Source organism: Bradyrhizobium sp. CCBAU 45394 (assembly GCF_028128655.1).
Lineage (GTDB): Bacteria > Pseudomonadota > Alphaproteobacteria > Rhizobiales > Xanthobacteraceae > Bradyrhizobium > Bradyrhizobium diazoefficiens.
Window position 1 is genome coordinate 599,601 of the sequence record NZ_LBIX01000177.1, and the last position, 24,315, is coordinate 623,915.

Consider the following 24,315-nt stretch of genomic DNA (forward strand, 5'->3'; position numbering starts at 1 on the left):
CTATCCCTGTTTGGAGAGGCCTACATCGCCTTTCCGAGCAGAAATGGCAACTGCCGGGGGCCTCTCACCGTGCCCTGCGACCAGGTCACGGTGCCTGCCGGATCGAGGCGAAAATCCGGGATCCGCTTCAGCCATTCCTCCAGCGCAACCTGCATCTCCATCCGCGCAAGGTTGGAACCGACGCAGCGATGGATACCGAGACCGAACGCGGCGTGGCGGTTCTCCCGACGATCGATCACGACTTTGTCAGCGTCCGGAAACATTTTTGGATCGCGATTGGCGGCCGGGAAGGACAGCAGCACCATGTTGCCCGCCTTGACCGGGCAGCCCGAGATCGTGGTCTCCTTGACCACCTCGCGCGCCATGGTCACCGGCGAATAGGCCCGCAGCAGCTCCTCCACGGCGATCGGGATCAGACCAGGCTCGGCGATCAGCCGCTCGCGGTCGGCCGGCGTTCTGGCGAGATGCCAGAGCGAGGAGCCGATCGCGCTCCAGGTGGTGTCGATGCCGGCGATCAGGAGCAGGCGGAGTGAGCCCAGCACGTGGGACTCTTCCAGCGGCTGACCTTCCTTGTCCTTGGCGTTCATCAGATAGGAGATGAGATCGTCGGTCGGCCTCGATCTGCGCTCCTCGATATGCGTCCTGAAATAGGCGCTCATCTCCTGCACGGCCTGGAGCAGCATGGTCTCGTCCTTGATGCCGAGCTCCAGGATCATGTGGATCCAGTTCACGAAGAGGTCGCTGTCGCTCTCGGGAATGCCGAGCATATGGGCGATGGCCCGAACCGGGATGTATTTGCTGTAGTGCGCTGCGGCATCGACCTTGCCGTCGGAGATGAAGCCGTCGATCAGCTCGTTGCAGATGGCACGGACCCGCGGCTCGAGCTTCTTCATCGCGTCCGGGGTGAAGGGCGGCAGCAGCAACTGCTTGGCCGGCTTGTGCACGGGAGGATCGGAGGTGATCGGCGGGGCCGCGTTCCTGGCAATCTCCGGCCGCACGTCGCGGACGATGATGCGGCGCGAGGAGAAATGCTCGGTGTCGTTGGCGATCTCGCGCACCGCCTCGTAGGTCGTCGGCATGTAGCAGCCGAGGAATCGCTCGGTGTGCACGACCGGGCTTGCGGCGCGCAGCTCATCCCAGATCGGAAACGGATCGTCCGTCCATTGCGGATCGGTGTGGTCGAAATCGTTGACCCAGTCGGTGACAGGCGGATGGGCGACGGGCTCGCTGACGTCGGACATGTCGGGGGAATCCTCGGGCTGGTGGTCGCTGGAATCGCGCGCGCGGGCGCACAGGACGCCCGCGCTACTCCTCGATCACATCGATTGCGATTTCCGGGCAGTTGGATTTGGCAAGCCACGCCTTGTCTTCGAGTCCCGGCGGGACAGTTCCATCGCCGGCTTCATGCGCGTTGCCGTATTCGTCGAGCTCGAACAGCTCCGGCGCCAGCGCCTTGCAGCGCGCGTGGCCCTGGCATTTGTCGGGATCGACGTGAACCTTCAGTCGCTCTGCCATTGCGGCTTCCCTGGTCGCTTGCGTGCGCGCGAAAGGCGGCCCGCGTTCCTCATGTCAATTTTATCGGCGGCATTTGCCGCTCGGTCTAAGTTATATGCTATTACATTCGCGGCGAGCTTCCCCTGTCAAGCGCAAACTTATAGGCTTTGCCGTAACATGCGTTCACAACTCGCTCGCAAGCCCGAGAATACCTACCACCATGGCGATCTCCGTGACGCCCTGATCAAGGCCGCGTTGCGCGAGGCAGAGCAGGGCGGCGCCGAGGCGATCAGCATCAAGGCGCTGGCAAAGCAACTCGGCGTCTCGCAGCCGGCGCCCTATCGGCACTTCGCCGACCGCGAGGCGCTGCTGGCGGCAGTGACGGCGGAGGCGTTCCGGCAGCTCAGCGCGATCCTGCGCGAGGCGATGGCAAAGCCGTCCAGGCAATCGAAATTGTCGAGGCTGGCGCAGGCGACGCTCGATTTCGGCCTGCGCCGCAACGGCATCTACCGCCTGATGTTCGCTTCGCGCACCGTCTCATGCGCGGCCAAGGGCAGCGAGCTGCACGAGGCGACGCGCGAGACGCTTGGGCTCGTGATCGAAGCCCTGGAATCGCCGGCGGTCGGTTATTTGCGCGAACGGCAAGCGCTGAAGATCTGGGCGGCGGTGCATGGCGTGGTGATGCTGGCCGAGCAGGGCCTGTTCACCGGCGAACCCGCGCATGCGACGCGCGAGGAGTTGGTCGAGGATTTTGTGAGCGAAACCAAGGCCGCGCTCGCACTGGCAATCAAGAATGCACGGCGCCGGACGAAGGCGGGCGCCTAAGCGCTGGCTTTCAGCAGCCTCATCAGCTTCTCGATCGCGCTGTCCGGTGTCGTCACGACCGGGCGGCCGGTGGCCTCCGCCACCAGAGGCGCCGTCGCCGCGATGCTGAACTGCGCGAGCGCAATGACGTCGCAATCGCGTAAGTCGCGCGAAGCTTCCACGATCAGCCGATCGTGCGTGGTGCGGTCGCCCCGATCGAGCGCCGCCAGTGCGCCCTCGGCGAGTTTCGGCACGATCTGGACCGAAGCGGGGAATTCCGGCGGCATCGAGACCAGCGTCGGCGGGAAGGTCGAGAGCAGGCCGATCCGCTTGCCCATCGTCACCGCGCGCTCGATCATCGCTTCGTTCGGCTTCAGCACTGGCATCGGCGCATGGGCGCGCGCCACCGCCTCGATACAGGGGCCGAAGGCCGAACAGGTGAAGAGGATCGCGTTTGCCCCCGTTGCCCCCGCGTAGTCGCCGAGCGCGAGGAAACGCTCGGTCATGGCGTCGGTGAGCTGGCCGTCGCGCGCGAGATCCGCAGACAGGCTGTCGTCGAGCAGGTTCATCAGTCGCGCCTCGGGCCACGCTGTCGCGAATGCCGCCTCGATCGGGGCAATGGAATGCTTCAGGGCGTGGATCAGGGCGATGCGCATGGGATTTCTCTTCTCCCTCTCCCCCTAAACGGGGGAGAGGGAGAATTCCTTACTTGAACGGCACGGCGTACATCAGGCCGCCCTTGCTCCAGAGGCCGTTGAGGCCGCGATCGAGCTTGAGCGGGCTCGCCTTGCCGACATTGCGCTCATAGATCTCGCCGTAATTGCCGGTGGCCTTGATCGCCGTGACCAGCCATTTGTTGTCGAGCCCGAGCCGCGAGCCGAGATCGCCGGAGGCCCCCAGCAGCCGCTGGATCGCCGGCGTCTGCGATTTCGCCATCTCATCGACATTGGCCTGGGTGACGCCGAGCTCTTCGGCCTCGATCAGCCCGTAATGCAGCCAGGTGATGATGTCGCTCCAGACCTCGTCACCGTTGCGGGTGAAGGGCCCGAGCGGCTCCTTGCTGATGGTCTGCGGCAGCACGACGTAGTCGGCCGGGTTGGGCGCTGCGGTCGTCACCGCGCCGGCAAGCGCGGACGCATCCTGGGTCATGGCATCGCAGCGGCCGCCGAAGAAGGTCTGGTACATGGTGTCGACGCGGTCGAACACCAGCGGCTTCCAGTCGATGCCGTTGGCGCGGCCGTAATCGCCGAGCGTAACCTCGTGCGTGGTACCCTGCGCGACGCAGACCGTGGCGCCCTTGAGGTCCTTGATGTCCTTTACGCCAAGGTCCTTCTTCACGACAAAGCCCTGGCCGTCGTAGAAGTTGATCGGGCCCTGGCGCAGGCCCAGTGTCACGCCGCGCAAATAGGTCTGCGTCGAGTTGCGGTAGAGCACGTCGATCTCGCCCGATTGCAGCGCGGTGAAGCGATTCTGCGCTGTCAGGGAGACGTAACGCACCTTGCTGGCATCGCCCAGCACGCCGGCCGCAAGCGCGCGGCAATAGTCGACGTCGAGGCCCTTGTAATTGCCTTGCGAGTCCGGCGCCGAGAAGCCGGCAAAACCTGCGCTGACGCCGCACACCAGCGTGCCGCGGCTCTTTACCGTGTCGAGCGTCGCCGCCTGCGCGGCCACCGCCGATGCTGCGAGCACGCCGGCTGCGATAACTACTTTCCTCATCATGCTACTCTCCCCTCAATGATTGACACTACGCAACACGTTGTCGACGGCGGTGCCGAGCTTGTCGACGATCAGGTCGATCTCGGCGACTGATGCGATATAGGGCGGTGCCAGCAGCACGTGGTCGCCGCGGACGCCGTCCACGGTGCCGCCGCCGGGATAGCAGCCGAGGCCGTTGGCGAAGGCCTCCGCCTTGATCTTCTGGTTGAGCTTGAGCGCCGGATCGAACGAGGTGCGGCTGGCGCGATCGGCGACGAGCTCGATCGCCCAGAATAGGCCGCGCCCCCTGATATCGCCGACATGGCGGTGATTGCCGAAGCGCTCGGTCAGTCGCTGCTCGAGCTGCTTGCCACGCTCCTTGACGCGATCGAGTAGGCCGTCCTCGCGGATCACATCCTGCACCGCGAGCGCGGCCGCGCAGGCGAGGGGGTGCGCCAGATAGGTATGGCCATGCTGGAAGGCGCCCGAGCCTGACCGGATGGTGTCGATGATCCTGCCGCTCGCGAGCATCGCGCCGATCGGCTGGTAACCGCCGCCGAGTCCTTTCGCGATGGCCTGGATATCGGGCGCGACACCTTCCTGCTCCCAGGCGTGCGTGGTGCCGGTGCGGCCCATGCCACACATGACTTCATCCAGGATGAGCAGCGCACCGTGCCGGTCGCAGATTTCGCGCACGGCCCTGAAGTAACCGTCCGGCGCCGTCACCGCGCCGGCGGTGGCGCCGACGACGGGTTCGGCGAGGAACGCCGCAACGGTGTTGGGACCGAGCCGTTGAAATTCAGCTTCGAGCTCGGCTGCGAGCCGCGCTACGAACTGCGCATCCGACTCGCCGTCGTGCTTCTCATGATAAGCAAAGGCGGGAGTCACATGGCTGAAGGCGGCTGACAGCAGCGGCGCATAGGGCGCCCGGCGCCAGGCATTGCCGCCGGCGGCGAGCGCGCCGAGCGTATTGCCGTGATAGCTCTGCCGCCGCGCGATGAAATGCTGTCGCTGCGGCTCGCCGCGCTCGATGAAATATTGCCGCGCGAGCTTGATGCTGGCCTCGATCGCCTCCGATCCGCCGCTGACGAAATAGGCGTAGGCGAGACCGCCGGGCTCGTGCCCGACCAGCGTCTCCGCGAGTGCTTCTGCCGGCTCGGACGAAAAGAAGGCGGTGTGCGCATAGGCGAGCGTCGACGCCTGCTTCGCCATCGCCGCGATCACACGCGGATGCTGGTGGCCGAGACAGGAGACCGCGGCGCCGCCGGAGGCGTCGATGACGCGCCGTCCGTCCTCGGCGAAGAGATAGACGCCTTCGCCGCCGATCGCCTTGGGCGGCGTTTCGCGTAGCGAGCGGTGCAGCACGCGGCTGGTGCGAGTGCTCATGGATCAACCTTTCTCCGAGACGTAGGTGGTAGCTGCGGCAAGCCGCGCCTCGGTATTCTCCAGACGCTTCTTCGCGGCGATGCCGCCGAGCGAGAACGTCACCGCGGCAAGCGACTGTGCAATCGCGATCGCGCCGGTGAGGCTTGGGAAAAAGCCCGGGGAAGAGGCTGCCTCGAACAGCAGCACATGGTCGGCGCCCTCGGCCATCGGTGCTGATACGCTATCGGCGATCGCAATCAGCGTCGCGCCGGCACGATAGGCGGCCTGCGCGACCCGGACGCTTGCGTGCGTGTAGGGCAGGAAGCCGATGACGATGACGGCCTCGCCGGGGCGGAAGGCGCCAAGATCCAGATCGTCAGGACCGGACGCGCCGACGAGTTGCACCTGTTCGGGGCGAAATAGCCGCAGTTCGTAGTTCAGAAGTTCCGCGACGCTGCGGCAGCTGCGATAGCCCGCGATCCAGATCCGCTTGGCGTCGTGCAGCGCGCCGGCCGCCTCTGCAATCGGCTGCGCCGGAATGCGCGGAAGGCCGGCGGCCTCGGCCTCGAGCTTGTCGATAACGAGCGCGACGTCGGCGTGCGGACCATGACGCCGGCTCTTGGCACGGCCGGAGAAGGGCGAGGTCTGCGATGGCCGCCGTGCCTCGGTCAGCGCCGCGCGCAACGCGTCCCAGCCGGAATAGCCGATGGCTTTTGCAAGCCGCGTGAACGCGGCGGGATCGGCGCCGGCAACGGCCGCGAGATCGCGCATCGAGCGGGTGGTGGCGTCGTAATCATTGGCGGCGACGAAGCGTCCGACCTCCTGCAAGCGCATCGGGAGCGATGGCAATGCAATGCGCAGTTCGCTCAGCGGCGAGGATTTCGCGGGCTCGGCCATGAAACATTTGTTGCATGAATTGGCTTTTGGTGCAACAGTTGACGTGCGCCGCCGGAAATCGTTGCTTTTGAGAAGGATTTTTGCGCTGTGACATCAGATGGTCCGAGACCGCCGCCGCGCCGCCGCTTGTTCGGCGCCTTCGGACAACGGGAGCTGAAAGGCCTGTTCTGGCAGGTTCTGGTGGTCGGGATCGCGGTCGGGGTGATCGCCTTCCTCTGGTCCAACACCGTCACCAATCTCTCCGCTCGCCGGATCACCACGGGCTTTGCCTTTCTCGGCCGCGAAGCGGGCATGCCGATCGCCGACAGCCTGCTCGCCTACAATCCGCGCGACACCTACCTCTGGGCTTTCGTCGTCGGGATCGCCAACACTCTGCGCGTCGCAGTGATCGGCATCGTGCTTGCGACCATCCTGGGCACGCTGATCGGGATCTCGCGGCTGTCGGCCAACTGGCTGCTGTCGCGGCTCGCCGCCGTCTATGTCGAGACGCTCCGCGACATCCCGCTGCTGCTTCAGCTCCTGTTCTGGTACGTGCTGATGCAGGGGCTGCCGGCCGCGCGCGCGGCGTTCCGGCCGCTCGAGGGAGTGTTCCTCTCCAATCGCGGCCTGATCCTGCCGGCGATCCCGATCGGGGCGCCGCAACTCTGGGTGCTCGGCACCGCCGCGCTGGGCTGCGCCGTATTCTACGTCTTCAGACGATGGCAGATCGCGCAGCAGATGCGGGACGGCAAGCCGCGGCCAGCATGGCCGTTTGCGCTCGGCCTGATCGTCATGCTGCCGGCGGCAGTGTCGGTGCTGCTAGGTGTGCCCTGGGCGATCGAATGGCCCGAGCTGCGCGGCTTCAACTTCGTCGGCGGGTTGACGCTGGCGCCGGAATATTTTGCGCTCCTGATCGCGCTCGTCACCTACACCTCGGCCTTCATCGCCGAGATCGTGCGCAGCGGCATCCAGTCGGTGCCGCGCGGGCAGTGGGATGCCGCCAACGCGCTCGGCCTGCGCCGCAGCTTCATGCTGCGGCAGATCATCCTGCCGCAGGCGCTCCGCGTCATCGTGCCGCCGATGACGAGCCAATACCTCAACCTGACCAAGAACTCCTCGCTCGCGGTCGCGATCGGCTACCAGGACGTGGTCTCGGTCGCCAACACCACGCTGAACCAGACCGGGCAGGCGATCGAGGCGATCGCGCTGATCATGGCGGTGTTCTTGACCATCAGCCTCGGCATCAGCTTCTTCATGAACTGGTACAACGCGCGTATCGCGCTGGTGGAGCGCTGAGCATGACGGCGATCACCGATAGTCCGGATGCACCGCGCGCCGCGCGCCGCCCGCAGATGGGAAATCCGGTGCTGCGCTGGCTGCGCACCAATTTGTTCTCGTCGATCCCCAACGGCATTCTGTCGGTCGTGCTGCTGGCGATCCTCGCCAAGGGCATCTTCAGCTTCGTGCAGTGGGGCATCGCGAATGCAGTGTGGCTGACGCCCGCGAACGATTCCAGCGCGTGCCGTGCCGTCCGCGGCTTCGGCGCCTGCTGGGCGATCATCCCCGAGAAATATCGGTTCATCCTGTTCGGCACCTATCCGTTCGACGAGCAATGGCGGCCGGCGCTGTCGGTGGTGCTGTTCATCGCGCTGTTCTATCTCTCCAGCCGCCGTGCTTTCTGGCGGCGCGAGCTGGTCTATCTCTGGATCGGTGTGCTGGCGCTGATCAGCGTGCTGATGTGGGGAGGCGTGTTCGGCCTGTCCTTCGTGTCGCAGGACCGCTGGGGCGGACTGCCGGTGACGCTGATCCTGGCGACCTTCGGTCTCGCCTTCGGCTTCCCGCTCGGTATCCTCGTCGCGCTCGGCCGGCGCTCAAAGCTGCCGGCGATCCGCTCGCTCAGCGTGCTCTATGTCGAGCTGATCCGCGGCGTGCCGTTGGTCAGCCTGCTGTTCATGGCGAGCGTGATGTTTCCGCTGTTCATGCCCAGCGGCTTCAACATCGACAAGCTGCTGCGTGCGCAGATCGCGATCATCCTGTTTGCGGGCGCTTACCTTGCCGAAGTCATTCGCGGCGGCCTTCAGGCCGTGCCGCGCGGACAATACGAGGCCGCCGAGGCGCTGGGGCTGTCCTATTGGCGCAAGCACCGGCTGATCGTCCTGCCGCAGGCGATCCGCCACGTCATCCCGCCGCTGGTCAACACCTTCATTGCCTTCTTCAAGGACACCAGCCTCGTCCTCATCATCGGCATCTTCGACCTGCTGACGACGGCCAAGACGGCGATCATCGATCCGGCCTGGCAGCAGTTCTCGGTCGAAGTCTACATCTTCGTCGCCGCGATCTATTTTGTGTTCTGCTTTGCGATGTCGCGCTATAGCCGCGGCCTGGAGGCGGCAAGCGGACGGTGAGGTGATCTTCCTTCTCCCCTTGTGGGAGAAGGTGGCGCGAAGCGCCGGATGAGGGGTTCTATCCTCGAGTTCGGACGGTGAGGGAGTCGCTCGCGGAGAGATACCCTCCCGTCTCGCCGCTTTGCGGCGAGCCACCCTCTCCCACGAGGGGAGAGGGGAACTACCGAGTACGCGTTGTAGATCGTGCTACTTCTTCACCTTCGGATCAATCGGCGTCGTGCCGCGCAGGCCCAGAATATCCTCCAGAACCTTCGCTCCCGCGAGCACTTGTGCATCAGCGCGGGGGGCTCCCACCACCTGGACGCCGACCGGCAGGCCTGACGCCGTGAAGCCGCAGGGCAGCGACAGCGACGGGCAGCACGCTAGCGTGATGGCGTAGACGATGCCGAGCCACTCGACGTAGTTGTCGAACCTCTTGCCCGCGCATTCGGCGACATAGCGGTCTTCGATCGGAAAGGGCGGCACGATCGTCGTCGGCACCAGCAGGAGATCGTAGGTCTTGAAGAACTCCACCGCGCGTGCAGTCATGCCGACGCGTTGCGCCTCGGCGCGCGCGAGCTGCTCGACGGTGAGCTTGAGGCCTTCCTCGATGTTCCAGATCACCTCGGGCTTGAGCAGGTCGCGCTTGGTGCGCAGCAGATTGGCCTTGGTGATGGCGAAATCGAACGCGCGCAGCACGTGGAAGCATTCATGCGCCTCGCGCCAGTCGGGATGGGCCTCCTCGACGATGGCGCCGGCCTCGGCAAAGCGTTCAGCGGCCTTGCGTGTGATGGCTTTCACCTCAGGATCGACGGGCGTGATACCGAGATCGGGTGAATAGGCAATGCGCTTCGGCTTCTTGCCCGCCTGTGTCGTCGACAGGAACGACGTCGTAGGCGCAGGTAGCGACAGCGGATCGTCCGCATAGTCGCCGCTCATGGCATCCAGCAGCAGGGCGAGATCCTCGACGTTGCGTGCCATCGGGCCCACCACGCCGAGATTGCGATCAATCGCCGATTTGGGGGTATGGGCGACGCGGCCGATGCTCGGCCGCATTCCGACGACGCCGCAGAACGCCGCCGGGCTGCGCAGGCTGCCACCCATGTCGGAGCCCTGGGCGAGCCAGGCCATGCCGGTCGCAAGCGCCACCGCCGCGCCGCCTGAGGAGCCGGCGGCGGACTTGGACGTATCCCAGGGATTGAGAGTTGCGCCGAACACCTCGTTGAAGGTGTTGGCGCCGGCGCCGAATTCCGGCGTGTTGGACTTGGCGTAGACGACTGCGCCGTTGGTTTCGAGGTTCTCGACCATGAGGTCGGACTTCGCGGGGATGTTGTCCTTGAAGATCGGCGAACCCTGCGTGTTCAGCACGCCGGCGACGTCGGTCAGGTCCTTGATCGGCACCGGCAGGCCAGCGAGCAGCCCGCGCGCACCGGCCGGCTTCTGCATCAGCGCCTTCGCATTGGCCCGCGCGCGGTCGAAGCACAGCGTCGGCAGCGCGTTGACCTTGCCGTCGACCTCAGCGACGCGCTTCTCCAGCGCATCCAGCAGTTCGAGCGGCGAGACGTCGCCGGAACGCAACTTGTCGACGACGGTGCGGGCGGTTTCGCGGATCAGGTCTTGAGACAACTATTTTACTCCTATCTCTTGATTGTCATTCCGGGGCGCCCGAAGGGCGAACCCGGAATCTCGAGGTTCCGGGTTCGGTGCTTTGCATCGCCCCGGAACGACGGTGGCTAAATAACCTTGGAGAAACTAACCCCACCCGGCACTGATGCCGCCATCCACCGTATAGATGACCCCGGACGTATAGCCGGCGCGATCCGACGCCAGGAACGCCATGAGATCGCCGATCTCGCGCGCATGTGCGGGACGGCCCAGCGGCAGGCTCTTCTGGAATTCCTTGTAACGGCTCTCGTCGCCGAACTGGTGCTTGGCCCGCGTCTTGAGCAGCGTGACGTGGCGGTCGGTGCCCACAGGACCGGGATTGATGCCGACCACGCGGATGTTGTCGGCGAGGCTCTTGCCGCCGAGCGCGCGGGTGAACGCCATCAGCGCGGCATTCCCGGCGCTGCCGCAGATGTAGTTCGCGTCGAACTTTTCGCCGGCCGCACCGATGTCGTTGACGATGACCCCGCCGCCCTTCGCCTTCATCTGCGCGTAGATCTGCCGCGTGAGGTTGATGTAGCCGAACACTTTCAATTCCCAGGCGTGGCGCCAGGTCGCCTCGTCGATCTTGTCGATCGAGCCGCCGGGGATGTCGCCGGCATTGTTCACGAGGATGTCGATGTCGGCGGCTTCTGTGGCCAGCCGTGCGATGTCTTCGGTCTTGCGCAGGTCGACGATGCTCGTCGCGGCGTCGATCTGGTGAGCAGACCGCAAGCGGTCCGCCAGCGCCTTGAGCTGATCGCCGCTGCGCGCGGCGAGCAGGAGATGCGCGCCTTCCTCGGCGAACGCCTCGGCGGCGGCGGCGCCGATGCCCTTGGACGCGCCCGTGATCAGGACACGCTTGCCACGCAGATGCAGATCCATGGGGGTTACTCGCAAGATAGGAATACGATGAAATCAGTAGGCGGTCGGCCGTGCCACGGTCAACATTGCAGTGCAGCGTTGCACTGCCCGCGACTTTGGTTCATTGCAGGGCGATCAAAAGACGGCGGCTGCCGGACCAACCAAGGACGTTCTCGATGAGCAAAAAACAATACCGGATCGCGGTCATCCCCGGCGACGGCATCGGCAAGGAAGTAATGCCGGAGGGCCTGCGCGTTCTGGAGGCGGCCGCCAAGAAACACGGCGTGTCCCTGCATTTCGACCATTTCGACTTCTCGTCATGGGACTATTACGAGAAGCACGGCCAGATGATGCCGGACGACTGGAAGGAGAAGATCGGCAAGCACGACGCGATCTATTTCGGCGCGGTCGGCTGGCCGGCCAAGATTCCGGATCATGTTTCGCTGTGGGGCTCGCTGATCAAATTCCGCCGCGAGTTCGACCAGTACGTGAACCTGCGGCCGGTACGGCTGATGCCCGGCGTGCCGTCGCCGCTCGCCAACCGCAAGCCCGGCGACATCGATTTCTGGGTGGTTCGTGAGAACACCGAGGGTGAATATTCCTCCGTCGGCGGCCGCATGTTCCCGGACACCGACCGTGAATTCGTCACCCAGCAGACGGTGATGACACGCACCGGCGTCGACCGCATCCTGAAGTTCGCCTTCGAGCTCGCGCAATCGCGGCCGAAGAAGCACCTGACCTCGGCGACCAAGTCGAACGGCATCTCCATCACCATGCCCTATTGGGACGAGCGCGTGGAGGCGATGGCGAAGAAGTTCCCGGGCGTGAAGTGGGACAAGTACCACATCGACATCCTCACCGCGAACTTCGTGCTGCATCCTGACTGGTTCGACGTCGTGGTCGGCTCGAATCTGTTCGGTGACATCTTGTCCGATCTCGGCCCGGCCTGCACCGGTACCATCGGCATCGCGCCATCAGGCAACATCAATCCCGAGGGCGATTTCCCCTCGGTGTTCGAGCCGGTGCACGGCTCGGCGCCCGACATCGCGGGCCAGGGCATCGCCAACCCGATCGGCGCAATCTGGTCCGGTGCGATGATGTTCGAGCATCTCGGCGAGAAGGAAGCCGGCCGATCGATCGTGGAAGCGATCGAGCGCACGCTCGCCGAGCGCACGCTGCGCACCAGGGATCTCGGCGGCAATGCCGACACGACGGCCTGCGGCAAGGCGGTCGCGGATATGGTGGATTGAGCCGAGTTACCAACCACGGGGTCGTCCCGGCGAAAGCCGGGACCGATTACCCAGCAGGCCAATCAGCCCACGATCTTCTCGATCGCGGCCTGATCCAGCCCGAACTTCTGCCCGGCCTCCAGAATCTCCTGCCAGGTGGTCGGATCGACCGGAATGCCTTCGGCGAGGCGCTTTTTCTTGGTCTCGCGCTCGGGCTCGCCGGCGATCTTGACCTTGTCGACGCCGGGGCCAGGCGGTGAGCCGGTGTGCCAGGCGACGAAGCTTTCGACTTCGCGTGCGAGGTTTTCGCCGGTGCCGAGCTTGCCCGGGTCGATGATGATCGAGAGCATGCCGTTGAGGACGTTGTACTTGCCGTCGGACGGGCCCTTGACCACCTGTCCGCCGGAGAGCGCGCCGCCGAGGATTTCGCACACGAGCGCGAGCCCCGAACCCTTGTGCTCGCCGAACGGCAGAATAGCGCCGTACGGCGGGATCACGGTGTAGCGCGGATTGACCGTGGGCTTGCCTTCATTGTCGATGATGGTGCCGGGCTCCAGTTCGACGCCCTTGTTGTGGGCGACGCGGGTCTTTCCCTGCGCGATCCTGCTGGTGGCGAAGTCGAGCACGATCGGCTCTTTGCCCCTGCGCGGGATGCCGACGCAGAACGGGTTGGTGCCGTGGCGGGCATCGCTGCCGCCCCAGGGCGCCACGATCGGGCGCGAGATCACGTTGACGAAGTGGATCGATACAAGCCCGTGGTCGATGCACTGCTCGGCCCAGTGGCCGATGCGGCCAATGTGGTGCGCATTGGAAAGACCGACGAGACATACGCCGTTGCTCTTGGCACGCTCGGCTGCCAGCTCCATCGCTTCGTGGCCGATCACCTGGCCGTAGCCGGTGAGGCCGTCGAGGGTGAGGAGCGGGCCAGTGTCGAGCACGATCTTGACGTGCTGGTTCACGGCGAGGCCGCCGTTGGTGACGCTCTGGACATAGCGCGGGATCATGCCGACGCCGTGCGAGTCATGTCCCCTAAGATTGGCCTCGACGAGGTTGGTGGATACGAGCTCGGCCTCGCGGTCCGAGGAGCCGCCGGCCTTGACGATGGCGCGGACGACGCTGGTGAGCGCTTCGGCCTTGATGGTGCGATAGTCAGCCATTTGTTGTTGCTCTTATCCCTTCACGATCCGGCGGCAGTGAATCCAGGCCGCTTCAATCAGGTTCTCGCTGGCCTCCGGCGTGCGGAACGCCGAATGCGCCGACAGTGTCACGTTCGGCAGTTTTGTCAGCGGATGATCGCCGGGCAGGGGCTCGACGTTGAAGACGTCGAGGCCGGCGTGACGGATGTGGCCCGACTTCAGCGCGTCGATCATGGCGACCTCGTCGACGACTGCGGCGCGCGCGGTGTTGATGAGGATGACGCCGGGCTTCATCGCAAAGATCTTCTCGCGCGTGATCATGCCGCGCGTTTCTTCGTTGAGCAGCAGGTGCAGCGACACCACGTCGCTGGTCGCCAGCACCGTGTCGAGATCGGTGAACGTGACGCCCGGGGAGCTCTTCGGCGAGCGATTCCAGGCGATCACCTTCATGCCGCTGCCGGACGCAATGCGCGCGACCTCTGCTGCGATGCCGCCGAAGCCGATAAGGCCGAGCGTCTTGCCGGTGAGCTGCATGCCGTCTTCGCGCAGCCAGTTGCCGACGCGCATCTCGCGGTCCATCATCGCGATGACGCGGGCCGAGGCCCACATCAGCGCGATCGCAGATTCAGCCACGGCGGTGTCGCCATAGCCCTTGATCAGGTGCACGGAGATGCCGAGCTCGGCGAGCTCTTCCGGATTCATGTAGCTGCGCGCGCCGGTGCCGAGGAACACGACGTGCTTCAGCCCCATGCATTTCTTCGCGACGTCCGTCGGCAGCGCGGTGTGGTCGACGATCGCGATCTCGGCGCCGTCGAGGATTTCCGGGTATTGCTCGGGCTTGATGTCCGGATCCCTGTTGATCCGCACCTTGGGATCGCCTGGTTTCTCCAGCCGCTCCATGATCACGGCGAGGGCTTCGTTGGCGTCGACGAAAACTCCGCGCATGGCTCTCTCCGGTCAGGCCGCGACGCCGGCGATCGCCAGCACGGTGTGCATCAGCACGTTGGTGCCTGCGGCGCAGTCGGGCTGCGTGGCATCCTCAAGCTCGTTGTGGCTGATGCCGTCCTTGCAGGGCACGAACACCATCGCCGCCGGCATGACGGTGTTGAGGTTGCAGGCGTCGTGGCCGGCGCCGGAGGTGATGCGGCGCGAGGAATAGCCGAGCGTCTTCGCCGCGTTCTCGACTGCTGCAATGAGTTTCGGATCGAAATGCGTCGGCGGCTTGCGCCAGACCAGGTCGATCTTGACCTCGACCTTGCGGCGGGCGGCAATCTCGGCAATCGCGGCGCGCAGATCGTGATCGAGCGCGTCCATGATCGCGCCATCGGCACTGCGGCAATCCATGGTGAAGGCGATCTCGCCGGGAATGACGTTGCGCGAGGGGTTTGCGATCACGGCCTCGCCGGTGGTGCCGACCGCGTTCGGCCCATGCTTCTTTGCAATCGCCTCCATCGCCAGCACGATTTCGGAGAGCGTGGCCAGCGCATCGCGCCGCAGCGGCATCGGGGTCGATCCCGCATGGCTCTCGAAGCCGGAAATCTTGCCGTCATACCAGAGCACGCCCTGGCCGGAATCGACGACGCCGATGGTCTTGCCCTCGGCCTCCAAGATCGGGCCCTGCTCGATGTGCAGCTCGACGAAGCAGCCGAGCTTCTGGAAGCCGACCGGCTTGTCGCCGCGATAGCCGATGCCGTCGAGCGCCTGGCCGACGGTGATGCCCTCGGCGTCCTTGCGTGACAGGATGTCGTCGGTGGTGAAATCGCCGACGTAAGCCGCGGACGCCATCATCGCGGGCGCGAAGCGCGAGCCTTCCTCGTTGGTCCAGTTGACCACACAGATGGGCGCCTCGGTCTCGATGCCGGCGTCGTTCAGGGTGCGGATCACTTCCAGCGCGCCGAGCGTTCCCAGGATGCCGTCATATTTGCCGCCGGTCGGCTGGGTGTCGAGATGCGAGCCGATGCCGACGGGCGGCTTCGACATGTCACGTCCCTTGCGCAGGCCGAACTGTGAGCCGAGCGCATCGACATGAACCTCGAGACCGGCATCCTCGCAGGCCTTGCGGAACCAGTCGCGCACCTGCTTGTCCTCGGCGCTCAGCGTCAGCCGCCGCACGCCGCCCTTGGCCGTCCCGCCGAATTGCGCGGTCTCGTGGATGGAGCCCCAGAGGCGGGCGGAATCGATTTGCAGATTGGTGGCGGCTCGGCTCATGCGGTCAGTCTCTCAGTTGTCATTCCGGGGCCCGACGAGCGAACCCGGAATCTCGAGATTCCGGGTCTGGTGCTTGCGCACCATCCCGGAATGACGTTGAAGGTTGTCCGGCATCCGTTTCAATGACGCGCCAGCGCGGGCGCGTCAACCGCGAGGCTGCTCTGCGCAATCTGACATGCAAGCTCGGCGACACGCTCCACCGCCACGACGTCGGGCGAGGCGAGCCAGCTCGCCGTGAACGTCAGCGGTGTGATTTCGAGATCGGTGTCGAGCAGTTGCAGCCGCCCGTCGGCGAGCTCGTTCTCGACGATGGCGTCGGGGATCACGGCGATCCCGAGGCCCTCGACCGCCATGTGGATAACGGTCGCGAGCGACGCAGAGGCATGCAGCCGGATCGGCGGCAATTCCGGCCGGTCGAACACCTCGCGCACGACCTCGTAAGGCTTGGTCTTGCGTGGGAAGGTGATGATCGGAAACCGTGCGAGCTCCGCCGGCGTCACCGGACCCTTGCCGAGCCCGAGCGAGGGGCTTGCGAGAAAGCCGATCGGGTAGTCGGCGAGCACGCGATTGTGCACGCCGGAGGCGGACAGCGGCCCGACCACGAAAGCGAGCTCGATCTCCTGCGCGAGCAGGCGTGCCGTGAGGTTCGGGGTGATGTCGACCTCGATCTCGAGCGACAGGTTCGGATAGATCTGGTTCACGCTTTTCACGAGGCGCGGCAGCCAGGTGTGCACGATGGTCTCGGCGACGCCGAGCCGCATCACGCCGCGCATCGCGGAGCGGTCGCCGATCTCCGCCATCATCTGAGCGCGGAGACCGATCAGCTTCTCCGCATAGACCATCATCTGCCGGCCGCTCGGCGTCGGCGAGGCCACGCGATGGTCGCGGTTGAGCAGCTTCACGCCCATCTCGCGCTCGAGCTGGGCGATGCGCTGGGAGATCGCCGGCTGGGTCGTGTTGAGGCGGGCCGCAGCGCCGCGGAAGCTGCCGAGCTTCACAACCCAGAGGAACGTCTCGATCGATCTGAAGTCCAGCATTGGAAGGATTTCCCCGATCGATAAATTGGATTTATCGATATTGATTAGAAAGGACGATTAGACTTTATAGCACGCTTGGTGTTGGCTGTCCTTGTCGAGTTTATAGGCAGGCCGATCAGATGACTGTTTTGGTGGCAGCGCAGCAAACTGAAACGCCCGACCCACTCCCGAGCCGCCAGGCGCGGCTCGCCTATCGCGGCGGCGAGGTGGGATCCACCGCCGGGGTCGCCCCCAGCTTCGTCCAGGGCAATCTGGCGATTCTGCCGGCGGAATACGCCAGCGCCTTTCACCGCTTCTGCCAGCTCAACCCGAAACCCTGCCCGATCATCGGCATGTCCGACGTCGGCAGTCCGCATATCCCCGCACTCGGCGCCGATCTCGACATCCGCACCGACGTTCCCCGCTACCGTGTCTGGCGCGATGGCGAAGTCGTCGACGAGCCGACCGACGTGAGGGGCTACTGGCGCGACGACCTCGTGACCTTCGTGCTCGGCTGCTCGTTCTCGTTCGAGGAGGCGCTGCTCGACGAGGGCATGCCGATCCGCCACATCGAGCAGAACGTGCGCGTGCCGATGTACCGCACCAACATCGCCTGCGGCGAGGCCGGTCCGTTCGCCGGCCCCATGGTGGTGTCGATGCGTCCGTTCAAGCCGGCCGATGCGATCCGCGCCGTGCAGATCACCTCGCGCTATCCAGCCGTGCACGGCGCGCCCGTGCATCTCGGCCATCCGCATCTGATCGGCATCAAGGACATCGCCAAGCCCGACTATGGCGATCCCGTGCCGGTCGCCGATGACGAGATTCCGGTGTTCTGGGCCTGCGGCGTCACGCCGCAATCGGTGATCAACGCCGCCAGGCTGCCGTTCGCGATCACGCATTCGCCCGGCCTGATGCTGGTGACGGATCTCAAGAACAGGACCATGGCCGTGATATAGTGGGCAGCGTTTGCTGCTTCTTCGGGCTTTACCGCATCCATCAATCGCTTCATTCGATCAGCCGAAATTCCGTAACAGAGGACTTTGCCATGACGATCTCTCGCCGCGACGTGTTGCTGGGTGCCACCGCCACAGCAGCGCTGGTGCCGCTCGCCGCACGCGCCCAGACCTCGGAAGTCGTGATCGGCGTCATCTATCCGTTCTCCGGCGGCAGCGCGCAGCAGGGCGTCGATGCGCAGAAGGCCTATGAGACCGCGCTCGAGGTCATCAACAAGGACACCGATTTCGACCTGCCGCTGGCGAAGGGCGAAGGCCTGCCGGGCCTCGGCGGCGCAAAAGTCCGTCTCGTGTTCGCCGACCACCAGGCCGATCCGCAGAAGGGCCGCGCCGAGGCCGAGCGCCTGATCACGCAGGAGAAGGTCTCCGCCATCATCGGCACCTACCAGAGCGCGGTCGCCGTCACCGTCAGCCAGATCTGCGAGCGTTACCAGATCCCGTTCGTCTCCGCCGACAACTCCTCGCCGAGCCTGCATCGCCGCGGTCTCAAATATTACTTCCGTGCCGCGCCGCATGACGAGATGTACTCGGCCGCGATGTTCGACTTCTTCGACGCGATGAAGAAGAAGGGCACCAAGATCGAGACGCTGTCACTGTTCCACGAGGATACCATCTTCGGCACCGACTCGGGCAACGCCCAGGCCAAGATCGCCGGCGAGCGCGCCTACAAGATCGTCACCGACATCAAGTATCGCGCCAATTCGCCGTCGCTCTCGGCCGAAGTGCAGCAGCTCAAGACCGCCAATGCCGACGTGCTGATGCCCTCGAGCTACACCACCGACGGCATCCTGCTGGTCAAGACCATGGCCGAGCTCGGCTACAAGCCCAACGCGATCGTGGCGCAGGACGCAGGCTTCTCCGAGAAGGCGCTCTACGACGCCGTCGGCGACAAGCTCGAAGGCGTGATCTCGCGCGGCACCTTCTCGCTCGACCTCGCGCAGAAGCGCCCGATGGTCGGCAAGATCAACGAGATGTTCAAGGCGCGGTCGGGCAAGGATTTCAACGACCTCACCTCGCGCCAGTTCATGGGCCTGATCATCCTTGCTGACGCCATCAGCCGCGCCAAGTCGACCGACGGCGAGAAAATCCGCGATGCGCTGGCCGCCACCGACATCCCGGGCGAGCAGACCATCATGCCCTGGAAGCGCGTCAAGTTCGACGAGATGGGCCAGAACAACGACGCCGACCCGGTGCTGCTGCAATATGTCGGCGGCAAGTTCGTCACCATCTTCCCGCCGCAGGCCGCGATCGCCGAAGCGATCTGGCCGATGAAGTAAGCGTTTCGGAGAGCGGGAGCTCAGACTTGGCTCCCGCCCTCATCCTGAGGAGCGGGCGTAGCTCGCGTCTCGAAGGACGAGGGTGGGCCCATCCTTCGAGACGCGCGCCGCGGCGCGTTCCTCAGGATGAGGGCGTATTGTGGGGGACGACTTTTGACAGCTCAAGCCATTATCCAGAGTCTCGCGAGCGGCCTGCTCATGGGCCTGCTCTACGGACTGATCGCCGTCGGCCTCGCGCTGATCTTCGGCCTGATGGACGTCGTGAACTTCGCCCATGGCGAGTTCCTGATGATCGCGATGTATGTGAGCTTCTTCCTGTTCGCGTTCTTCGCCATCGACCCCCTGCTGTCGGCGCCGCTGGTCGCCGCGGCCCTGTTCGTGTTCGGGGCGGTCGTCTACCTCTTGATTGTACGCTTCGCGATGCGCGCCAAGGCAAACGCCGGCATGGTGCAGATCTTCTCGACCTTCGGCCTTGCCATCGTGATGCGCGGGCTCGCGCAGTTCTTCTTCACGCCGGACTATCGCAGCATTCCGCAGTCCTGGCTCGGCGGCAAGACGATCTCGATCGGCGGCATCTTCCTGCCGGAGCCGCAGTTGATCGGCGCGCTGGTCTCGATCGCGGCTTTCGCCGGCCTCTATTTCTTCATCAACCGCACTGACTTCGGCCGCGCGCTCGAAGCCACCCGCGAAGATCCCGGTGCAGTCGCACTCGTCGGCATCGACAAGAACCGCGTGTTCGCGCTGGGCTGGGGCCTGGGCGCCGCACTGGTCGGTCTCGCCGGCGCGATCATGGCGGTGTTCTTCTACATCTATCCGGACGTCGGCGCCTCCTTCGCGCTGATCGCCTATGTCACGGTTGCGCTCGGTGGTTTCGGCAGTGTGTTCGGCGCGTTCGCCGGCGGCATCATCGTCGGCCTCGTCGAGGCGACCACCGCCCTGGTGCTGCCGCCTTCGCTGAAATCGGTCGGCATCTACGCGGTCTATCTGCTCGTCGTCTTCATCCGGCCGCGCGGCCTGTTCGGATCGATGTGATGGACCAGAATTTTGCTACGCGGCGCCGCCGCGACCTGATCATCGCCGCGGTGCTGGCCGCGCTCGCGGCCCTTGCACCGCTGTTCATCAAGGATGTCTACGTCCAGAACATCCTGATCCTGACCCTGATGTACGCGGCGCTGTCGCAGAGCTGGAACATCCTGTCCGGCTATTGCGGACAGATCTCGCTGGGGCACGCGCTCTATTTCGGCATCGGCGCCTATACCACCGAGCTGCTGTTCACCAAGTTCGGCGTATTGCCCTGGTTCGGCATGCTCGCCGGCGGCGTGATCGCGGCCGTCATCGCAATGGGGCTCGGCTATCCCTTCTTCCGTCTGCGCGGCCATTACTTCGTGATCGCGACCATCGTCATCGCCGAGATCGGGCTGCTCCTGTTCCAGAACTGGGAATGGGCGGGCGCTGCGATGGGCATCACCATTCCGGTGCGCGGCGACAGCTGGCTGAAATTCCAGTTCATGCGCAGCAAGCTGCCTTACTTCTATTTCGCGCTGGTGCTGTGCAGCCTCGCCTGGTTCGTCACCTGGTGGCTCGAAGATTCCAAATGGGGCTTCTGGTGGCGCGCCGTGAAGGACAATCCGGAAGCGGCCGAGAGCCTCGGCGTCGTCGTGTTCAATTCCAAGATGGGCGCGGCGGCCGTGTCCGCCTTCCTCGTCGCCATCGGCGGCGGCTTCTATGCGCAGTTCCTCGCCTATATCGATCCCGAGAGCGTGATGGGCTTCCAGTTCTCGCTGCTGATGGCGCTGCCGGCCGTGCTCGGCGGCATCGGCACCCTGTGGGGGCCGGTGCTCGGCGCTGCCATCCTGATCCCGATGACGGAGCTGACACGCTCCTATATCGGCGGCTCCGGCCGTGGTGTTGACCTTATCGTCTATGGCGCACTGATCGTTGCGATCTCGCTGGCCCTGCCGCGCGGTCTGGTGAGCCTGTTCTCCCGTTCAAAAGCAAAGGGAGCCACGCGATGACCGCGCTCCTTGAAACCCGCGGCGTCTGGCAGCGGTTCGGCGGCCTCGTCGCCAACAGCGACGTGTCGATCTCGGTCGGCCGCGGCGAGATCGTCGGCCTGATCGGCCCGAACGGTGCCGGCAAGTCGACATTGTTCAATCTCATCGCCGGCGTCCTGCCGCCGACCCAGGGCTCGATCTGGTTCGACGGCGAGGACGTCACCCACATGCCGGCGGCCGAACGCTGCCAGCGCGGCGTCGGGCGCACCTTTCAGGTGGTCAAGAGCTTCGAGACCATGACCGTCATCGACAACGTCATCGTCGGTGCGCTGGTGCGCAACACCGTGATGCGCGAGGCGCGGCGCAAGGCGCATGAGGTGCTCGAATTCACCGGCCTCGCCGCGCGCGCCGACGTGCTTGCGAGCGATCTCGTGCCGGCCGAGAAGCGCCGCCTCGAAGTCGCCCGTGCGCTTGCGACCGAACCAAAGCTGCTGCTGCTCGACGAAGTCCTCACCGGCCTCACGCCGACCGAGGCGCAGACCGGTGTCGCGCTGGTGCGCAAGGTGCGCGATGCCGGCATCACCGTGCTGATGGTCGAGCACGTCATGGAGATCGTGATGCCGCTGGTCGACCGCGCCATCGTGCTCGACCTCGGCAAGGTGCTGGTCGAGGGCAAGCCTGCCGACGTCGTTCGCGATCCCAAGGTGATCAGCGCATATCTGGGAGATCGTCATGCTGTCAGTGCATGAAGTCACGACCGCCTATCAGGGTCTGGTCGCGATCTCCGCAGTCTCGATCGAGGTCGAGAAGGGCGAGATCGTCTGCGTCGCCGGCGCCAACGGCGCGGGCAAGTCGACGCTGCTGAAGTCCATCGCCGGCGCCGAACGCCCGCGTTCGGGCACCGTGACGTTCGACGGCAAGCGCCTCGACGGCATGGCGCAGCACCACATCACGGCCACCGGCATCGCCTATGTGCCGGAGAACCGCCGCTTGTTCCCGCGCCTGTCGGTGCGCGACAACCTTCGCCTCGGCAGCTATCTCTACCGCGGCGAGGCGGACCGCGAGGGACCGCTCGACCTCGTCTTCAACCTGTTTCCGCGTCTTCAGGAACGTTTGGAGCAGCGCGCCGAAACGCTCTCCGGCGGCGAGCAGCAGATGCTCGCCATCGGCCGCGCGCTGATGACGCGCCCGCGGCTGCTGATGCTGGATGAGCCCTCGCAAGGCATCATGCCGAAGCTGGTGGACGAGATTTTCCAGGCAGTATTGCGCATCCGCGACGCCGGCATGACCGTCCTGATCGTCGAGCAACGCATGGCCGAGTGCCTGGAGATCGCCGACCGCGCCTACATTCTGCAAACCGGCCGCGTGCTGATGCAGGGCGCGGCGAGCGAGATCAAGGGCAATCCCGATGTGAGGAAGGCGTATCTGGGGCTTTAGCTAGACTGCCGCCGCAATCGCAGCCGTCATCCTGGGGGGGCGCGCTCTTTGCGCGCCTCGAAGGATGGGCCGCAAGCACCTGTAGCCCATCCTTCGAGGCTTCACCTTGCGATGCATTGCATCGCAAGGCTCGCACCTCAGGATGATGGCAGAGTATGCGGTTAATGTCCGTGCTCGTGCCCATGCTCCGGCAACGTCACCCCGAACACCTTCACCAGATCCGTCACCTGCTCCGGCGACAGATATTTCGGGTTCATCCCGCGCAGCAGCAGATAGAGCTTCGCCGTCTCCTCCAGCTCCTCCGTCGCGAACACCGCGGCCTCCAGCGTGTCGCCGGCGACCACCGGGCCGTGATTGGCGAGCAGGACGGACGAATATTTCCCCGCCAGCCCCTTGATCGCATCCGCCACTGCGGGATCGCCGGGGCGGTAATAGGGCACGAGCGCGGTCGCGCCGCATTTCATCAGATAATAGGCCGTCATCGGCGGCAGCGCGGCGCGCGGGTCGATCTCGGGCAGCATCGACAGTGCGACAGAATGCGTCGAATGCAGGTGCACGATCGCGCGTGCGCTACCGCGGGTGTCGTAGAGCGCGGTGTGCAGTGGAACTTCCTTGGTCGGTGCATCGCCCGAGATCGGCCGGCCCTGGCTATCCAGCCGCGACAGCCGCGCCGGGTCGAGGAAGCCGAGCGAGGCATTGGTCGGCGTCACCAGCCAGCCGCCATCGTCAAGCTTGACGCTGATATTGCCAGAGGAGCCCGGCGTCAGCCCGCGCTCGAACAGGGACCGTCCGAAGCGGCAGATATCCTCACGCAGCCTTGTCTCGTTGCTCATGGCCGTCATGCCTGCTTGTCTCACGCTTTGGCAGCGCGGCCAAGCCGTGTTATTCGGTTGCCAAGCTGCCGCAAAGGGCGGCTATTCGGGAAACGTTCGCAAGGGTCAGTTGCATATGTCCGCCTCCACGTCACAAAATCAGCGTATCGCCGTCATCGGGCTCGGCTCGATGGGATTTGGCATGGCGACCTCGCTGAAGCGCGCCGGTCACGCCGTCACCGGCTGCGACGTCTCGGCTGATGCGGTGGCGCGCTTCGTGAAGGACGGCGGCGCGGGCGCCAAGACGCCGGCCGAAGCGGCCAAGGACGCCGACGTCGTCGTCAGCGTCGTCGTCAACGCCGCGCAGACCGAGACGATCCTGTTCGGCAAGGATGGCGTCGCCGAAACCATGCCCAAGGACAGCGTCTTCCTGTCATCGGCCACCATGGATCCCGACGTGGCGCGGCGCCTTGCCAAGCAGCTCGAGGCGACGGGCCGGCATTATCTGGATGCGCCGATCTCCGGCGGGGCGCAGCGCGCCGCGCAAGGCGAGCTGACGATCCTCGCCTCAGGCAGCCCGGCCGCCTTTGCAAAGGCACGGCCGGCGCTCGATGCCATGGCTGCAAAGCTCTACGAGCTCGGCGACGCGGCCGGGCAGGGCGCCGCCTTCAAGATGATCAACCAGTTGCTGGCCGGCGTGCACATCGCTGCTGCCAGCGAAGCGATGGCGTTCGCGGCCAAGCAGGGCCTCGACATCCGCAAGGTCTATGAGGTGATCACGGCCTCCGCCGGCAATTCCTGGATGTTCGAGAACCGCATGCCGCATGTGCTCGACGGCGACTATACGCCGCGCAGCGCGGTCGAGATCTTCGTCAAGGACCTCGGCATCATCCAGGACATGGCGCGCAGTGCCAGATTCCCCGTGCCGGTCTCGGCCGCCGCGCTCCAGATGTTCCTGATGACGGCTGCCGCCGGCATGGGCCGCGACGACGACGCCTCGGTCGCGCGCATGTATGCGCAGGTCACCGGCGTGAAGCTCCCCGGCGACAAGTAAGGATAAGAGGATT

The 24,315-nt window shown here is 65.2% G+C and carries 24 protein-coding genes; 11 read left to right on the forward strand and 13 right to left on the reverse strand.

The genetic code is table 11. The features are described from left to right. Positions 1-20: 20 nt before the first annotated feature. Both WN73_RS43575 and WN73_RS43580 read right to left on the reverse strand, forming a co-directional pair. Positions 21-1,241, reverse strand: a complete 1,221-nt coding sequence (locus tag WN73_RS43575; RefSeq protein WP_028172407.1) for a cytochrome P450 — start codon at positions 1,239-1,241, stop codon at positions 21-23. Positions 1,242-1,305: 64 nt separating this feature from the next. Beyond that, on the reverse strand, positions 1,306-1,515 hold the full coding sequence (locus WN73_RS43580; protein ID WP_018648108.1) for a ferredoxin: 210 nt from the start codon (positions 1,513-1,515) through the stop codon (positions 1,306-1,308). A 156-nt stretch (positions 1,516-1,671) separates the two neighbouring features. On the opposite strand from WN73_RS43580, the gene WN73_RS43585 reads away from it, so the two are divergent. After that, positions 1,672-2,319, forward strand: coding sequence for a TetR/AcrR family transcriptional regulator (locus tag WN73_RS43585; RefSeq protein WP_028172406.1), 648 nt, complete (start codon positions 1,672-1,674; stop codon positions 2,317-2,319). Here the strand turns inward: WN73_RS43585 and WN73_RS43590 are convergent. From WN73_RS43590 to WN73_RS43605, 4 genes are read right to left on the reverse strand one after another with little or no spacing between them, the layout of a single operon-like run. Next, the gene (locus WN73_RS43590; protein ID WP_028172405.1) at positions 2,316-2,954 is read right to left on the reverse strand and encodes an aspartate/glutamate racemase family protein; all 639 of its coding nucleotides are present in this window, start codon (positions 2,952-2,954) and stop codon (positions 2,316-2,318) included. The genes WN73_RS43585 and WN73_RS43590 overlap by 4 nt on opposite strands. A gap of 49 nt (positions 2,955-3,003) precedes the next feature. Continuing rightward, complete coding sequence (locus WN73_RS43595; RefSeq protein ID WP_011085693.1) at positions 3,004-4,017, reverse strand: amino acid ABC transporter substrate-binding protein; 1,014 nt, start codon at positions 4,015-4,017, stop codon at positions 3,004-3,006. Between the two features lie 12 nt (positions 4,018-4,029). Continuing rightward, on the reverse strand, positions 4,030-5,379 hold the full coding sequence (locus tag WN73_RS43600) for an aspartate aminotransferase family protein (RefSeq protein WP_028172404.1): 1,350 nt from the start codon (positions 5,377-5,379) through the stop codon (positions 4,030-4,032). 3 nt (positions 5,380-5,382) lie between these two features. Beyond that, complete coding sequence (locus tag WN73_RS43605) at positions 5,383-6,255, reverse strand: MurR/RpiR family transcriptional regulator (protein WP_271558399.1); 873 nt, start codon at positions 6,253-6,255, stop codon at positions 5,383-5,385. A gap of 87 nt (positions 6,256-6,342) precedes the next feature. Between WN73_RS43605 and WN73_RS43610 the strand changes: the two genes are divergently transcribed. Both WN73_RS43610 and WN73_RS43615 read left to right on the forward strand, forming a co-directional pair. Continuing rightward, positions 6,343-7,530: an amino acid ABC transporter permease gene (locus WN73_RS43610; RefSeq protein ID WP_271558401.1), complete on the forward strand. Its 1,188-nt coding sequence runs from the start codon at positions 6,343-6,345 to the stop codon at positions 7,528-7,530. A gap of 2 nt (positions 7,531-7,532) precedes the next feature. Beyond that, entirely contained in the window at positions 7,533-8,639 is a 1,107-nt protein-coding gene (locus WN73_RS43615; protein WP_011085697.1) for an amino acid ABC transporter permease, read from the forward strand. Between the two features lie 186 nt (positions 8,640-8,825). On the opposite strand, the gene WN73_RS43620 is transcribed toward WN73_RS43615, so the two are convergent. Beyond that, positions 8,826-10,244, reverse strand: a complete 1,419-nt coding sequence (locus tag WN73_RS43620; protein WP_028172401.1) for an amidase — start codon at positions 10,242-10,244, stop codon at positions 8,826-8,828. Between the two features lie 126 nt (positions 10,245-10,370). Further along, positions 10,371-11,147 (reverse strand): SDR family oxidoreductase, encoded by a 777-nt coding sequence (locus WN73_RS43625; protein WP_028172400.1) that lies wholly within the window; start codon positions 11,145-11,147, stop codon positions 10,371-10,373. A 155-nt stretch (positions 11,148-11,302) separates the two neighbouring features. On the opposite strand from WN73_RS43625, the gene WN73_RS43630 reads away from it, so the two are divergent. Further along, a complete protein-coding gene (locus WN73_RS43630; protein WP_011085700.1) occupies positions 11,303-12,376 on the forward strand; it encodes a tartrate dehydrogenase in 1,074 nt (357 codons plus the stop codon). Between the two features lie 62 nt (positions 12,377-12,438). Here the strand turns inward: WN73_RS43630 and WN73_RS43635 are convergent, their stop codons facing one another. The 4 genes from WN73_RS43635 to WN73_RS43650 all read right to left on the reverse strand — a co-directional run bounded on the left by WN73_RS43635 (position 12,439) and on the right by WN73_RS43650 (position 16,736). After that, positions 12,439-13,512: a malate/lactate/ureidoglycolate dehydrogenase gene (locus WN73_RS43635; protein WP_271558405.1), complete on the reverse strand. Its 1,074-nt coding sequence runs from the start codon at positions 13,510-13,512 to the stop codon at positions 12,439-12,441. Between the two features lie 12 nt (positions 13,513-13,524). Continuing rightward, positions 13,525-14,436: a glycerate dehydrogenase gene (locus WN73_RS43640; protein ID WP_011085702.1), complete on the reverse strand. Its 912-nt coding sequence runs from the start codon at positions 14,434-14,436 to the stop codon at positions 13,525-13,527. 12 nt (positions 14,437-14,448) lie between these two features. Continuing rightward, positions 14,449-15,699 carry a Zn-dependent hydrolase gene (locus WN73_RS43645; protein ID WP_271558407.1) on the reverse strand — a complete coding sequence of 417 codons (1,251 nt, stop codon included), beginning with the start codon at positions 15,697-15,699 and terminating at the stop codon, positions 14,449-14,451. 119 nt (positions 15,700-15,818) lie between these two features. Further along, positions 15,819-16,736, reverse strand: coding sequence for a LysR family transcriptional regulator (locus WN73_RS43650; protein WP_011085704.1), 918 nt, complete (start codon positions 16,734-16,736; stop codon positions 15,819-15,821). A 119-nt stretch (positions 16,737-16,855) separates the two neighbouring features. Between WN73_RS43650 and WN73_RS43655 the strand changes: the two genes are divergently transcribed. The 6 genes from WN73_RS43655 (at position 16,856) to WN73_RS43680 (ending at position 22,436) form a co-directional block, all read left to right on the forward strand. After that, positions 16,856-17,671 carry a putative hydro-lyase gene (locus tag WN73_RS43655; protein WP_271558408.1) on the forward strand — a complete coding sequence of 272 codons (816 nt, stop codon included), beginning with the start codon at positions 16,856-16,858 and terminating at the stop codon, positions 17,669-17,671. Positions 17,672-17,760: 89 nt separating this feature from the next. After that, positions 17,761-19,005: an ABC transporter substrate-binding protein gene (locus tag WN73_RS43660; RefSeq protein WP_028172394.1), complete on the forward strand. Its 1,245-nt coding sequence runs from the start codon at positions 17,761-17,763 to the stop codon at positions 19,003-19,005. 153 nt (positions 19,006-19,158) lie between these two features. Beyond that, on the forward strand, positions 19,159-20,037 hold the full coding sequence (locus WN73_RS43665) for a branched-chain amino acid ABC transporter permease (RefSeq protein WP_028172393.1): 879 nt from the start codon (positions 19,159-19,161) through the stop codon (positions 20,035-20,037). Continuing rightward, positions 20,037-21,020, forward strand: a complete 984-nt coding sequence (locus WN73_RS43670; protein WP_028172392.1) for a branched-chain amino acid ABC transporter permease — start codon at positions 20,037-20,039, stop codon at positions 21,018-21,020. Before WN73_RS43665 ends, WN73_RS43670 begins: the two co-directional genes overlap by 1 nt. Next, positions 21,017-21,748 (forward strand): ABC transporter ATP-binding protein, encoded by a 732-nt coding sequence (locus WN73_RS43675; protein WP_011085709.1) that lies wholly within the window; start codon positions 21,017-21,019, stop codon positions 21,746-21,748. The genes WN73_RS43670 and WN73_RS43675 overlap by 4 nt, the downstream gene beginning before the upstream one ends. Then, entirely contained in the window at positions 21,732-22,436 is a 705-nt protein-coding gene (locus WN73_RS43680) for an ABC transporter ATP-binding protein (RefSeq protein WP_028172391.1), read from the forward strand. The genes WN73_RS43675 and WN73_RS43680 overlap by 17 nt, the downstream gene beginning before the upstream one ends. A gap of 161 nt (positions 22,437-22,597) precedes the next feature. On the opposite strand, the gene otnC is transcribed toward WN73_RS43680, so the two are convergent. Further along, entirely contained in the window at positions 22,598-23,278 is a 681-nt protein-coding gene (gene otnC, locus WN73_RS43685; RefSeq protein WP_039184069.1) for a 3-oxo-tetronate 4-phosphate decarboxylase, read from the reverse strand. A gap of 37 nt (positions 23,279-23,315) precedes the next feature. Here otnC and ltnD point away from each other — a divergent pair, with 37 nt between their 5' ends. After that, positions 23,316-24,302 (forward strand): L-threonate dehydrogenase, encoded by a 987-nt coding sequence (gene ltnD / locus WN73_RS43690; RefSeq protein WP_370139847.1) that lies wholly within the window; start codon positions 23,316-23,318, stop codon positions 24,300-24,302. The last annotated feature ends 13 nt before the right edge of the window (positions 24,303-24,315 follow it).